The 513-nt window shown below is 48.7% G+C and carries 1 protein-coding gene and 1 pseudogene; both read left to right on the top strand.

The features are described 5' to 3' along the window. Positions 1–147 (top strand): annotated as a pseudogene (locus tag ACWHAR_RS32195) (biotin transporter BioY); the annotation flags it as partial. Positions 148–153: 6 nt separating this feature from the next. Then, positions 154–513: AMP-binding protein (locus ACWHAR_RS32190; protein ID WP_452089063.1), on the top strand; the 360-nt coding region annotated here is incomplete at its 3' end.

Here is a 513-nt window from a genome sequence, read left to right as displayed (position 1 = left end):
ATGCATATTGATTTGTCACAGGCCGCCTTCATGAGCCTTGCATATGTGCCTGGTGATTTGATAAAAGCGGCTGTATCTGCATTTCTGGCGATAAAAATCACTCAAGCCTTGTCTCTTTCTGATACGATGTTTACAAAAGGAGGATGACACTACATGACAATTACCCATACCTATTCATCTACCGCCGAAACATCGCCCGGCCGTGTAGCGATCCAGACTGAATCGGAGCAAATCACGTACCATGATTGGGATCGGCTTGTCTCTCAAACCGCAAATTGGCTGCGGTCACAGCCGAGCATGCCGAATCGTGTGGCGATCCTGCTCCCAAATAGTCTGGCGTTTTTACAGCTGTTTGCCGGAGCCGCAGCGGCTGGATGCACAGCCATTCCCATCGACACACGCTGGAGCCCGGCTGAATGTAAGGAATGTCTGTCCATAGGTGATGCGGATCTTGTGATTACTACAGCCTTTTTTAAAAACAAACTGACAGATAGCCAGACACCTGTTGTTTTG

The organism is Bacillus sp. LR--39 (assembly GCF_053613335.1).
The sequence above is the reverse complement of the archived record's forward strand: the minus strand, read 5'-3'. Positions and strand labels throughout refer to the sequence as shown.